Annotated in this window: 2 pseudogenes; one reads left to right on the top strand and one right to left on the bottom strand. The window is 67.0% G+C overall.

From position 1 onward, the window contains the following. Positions 1-1,465, top strand: a pseudogene (locus JCM25156_RS25020) (cobaltochelatase CobT-related protein); the annotation flags it as partial. A 17-nt stretch (positions 1,466-1,482) separates the two neighbouring features. Here the strand turns inward: JCM25156_RS25020 and JCM25156_RS15100 are convergent. Continuing rightward, a pseudogene (locus tag JCM25156_RS15100) lies at positions 1,483-1,949 on the bottom strand (pyridoxal-dependent decarboxylase); the annotation flags it as partial.

The raw sequence follows: 1,949 nt of genomic DNA, 5'->3' as shown, positions 1-1,949 counted from the left end.
GATCTGGGGCTGGACCGCCTGCCTGGCCATGACAGGCTGCCAACCCCGCTCGCACTCGGCCTGCTGGCGCGCGCGCGCATGTCCGGCCACCCGGTGCCGGCCGCCATGCGCGAACTCATGGCCGGGTGGGAAAAGACCCTGCCGCCTGCGGCCGGGCGCGCGCTGGATGAAATGGTGGCGCGGCAGGACAGCCAGAAGGAGTTCGCGCAGGCCGCGCGTCGCCTGCTCATGGCCTGCGACCTGCTTCCGCACGAGGTCCTGCCCGAGGAAGAGGCGGATGACGGCACGACCGAGGCCGACACCACCACCACCGAGGACGAGGAACAGACTGACGACACCACCCCCGAGCCGCAGGACGATGGTCCGGAGGAGGATGAGAACGCCCTGCCCATGCAGATGTCCCAGGGCGTGGGGGCCGGTGATGACGAACCGGAGGATGGCGAGCGGGGCGGCGCGGCCAGCGGATCGGAAGAAGCGGGCGGCCCCGCCGAGGACACCGCGCCGGAGGAGGAACAGACCCCCGGCTACCATGCCTTCACCACCGCGTTTGACGAGGAAATCGCCGCCGAGGATCTGTGCGACGCTGAGGAACTGTACCGCCTGCGCCAGACGCTGGACCAGCAGCTTGTCAGCATGCAGGGCGTGGTCTCCAAACTGGCCAACAGGTTGCAGCGCAAGCTCATGGCGCAGCAGACGCGCGCGTGGGAATTCGACCTGGAGGAAGGCATGCTCGATGCGGGACGTCTGTCGCGCATCGTGGTCAATCCCATGCTTTCGCTTTCGTACAAGCGTGAGCGGGACACGGAATTCCGTGACACGGTCGTCACCCTGCTGATCGACAATTCGGGTTCCATGCGCGGGCGGCCCATCTCGGTCGCCGCGATGTGTGGCGACATCCTTGCCCGCACGCTGGAACGCTGCGCGGTGAAGGTGGAGGTGCTTGGCTTCACCACGCGGGCATGGAAGGGCGGCCGGAGCCGCGAGGCATGGGTGGAGGCAGGCAAGCCCGCCAATCCCGGCAGGCTGAACGACCTGCGCCATATCATCTACAAGGCGGCGGACATGCCGTGGCGTCGCGCCCGGCGCAATCTCGCTGATGCTGCGGGAGGGACTGCTCAAGGAAAACATCGATGGGGAAGCCCTGCTCTGGGCGCAGCGGCGTCTGGCCGCGCGGGTGGAGGGGCGGCGTATCCTGATGGTGATTTCCGATGGCGCGCCGGTGGATGACAGCACGTTATCCGTCAATCCGGGTTCGTATCTGGAAAACCACCTGCGGGAGGTGATCGCCCATATCGAGACGCGCACCAGCACCGAGCTTCTGGCCATCGGCATCGGCCATGACGTGACACGCTATTACCGTCGCGCCGTGACCATTACCGACCCCGAGGAACTGGGCGGCACCATGATGAAAAAACTCTCCGAACTGTTCGGGGAGGAAGCCGCCACCCGGCGCGGGGGGCGTTAGTCACCCCGCTGCCCGCATCAGGCGGGCACCAGCCTGCGATCGGCCAGTTCCAGCAGGGCCTCAAGCATCCGGTCCACATCCGCGTTGGTGGTGCGGTGATTGACAATGGCGGCGCGCACCGCCTTGCGCCCGTTGATGATGGTGGTCGAAGGGGCGGCGATCCCGCTTTCATGCAGGTCTTTCACCACCTCCCCATTGAAGTGATCGAGATCCGCCACCGGTGCGATGATGCGGAAGCACACGATATTCAGCGTGACGGGGGCCAGGAGTTCCAGCCGGGGGCTGGCCTCCACCCGCCGGGCCAGATGTTGCGCAATGGCGCAGCAATTGGCGATCATCCGGCCCATGCCGTCCGCGCCATACGTGCCCAGCGTCATCCACACCTTCAGCGCGCGGAAACCGCGTGACAGGTCGGGTCCAAGGTCGCAGTACCAGGCGCGTTGGTGGCGAGGCCCCGGTCCTCACGCGCCGAGATAGGCGCGGG

It is taken from the genome of Komagataeibacter kakiaceti JCM 25156 (assembly GCF_000613305.1).
This window is presented reverse-complemented; position numbering and strand designations above follow the sequence as displayed.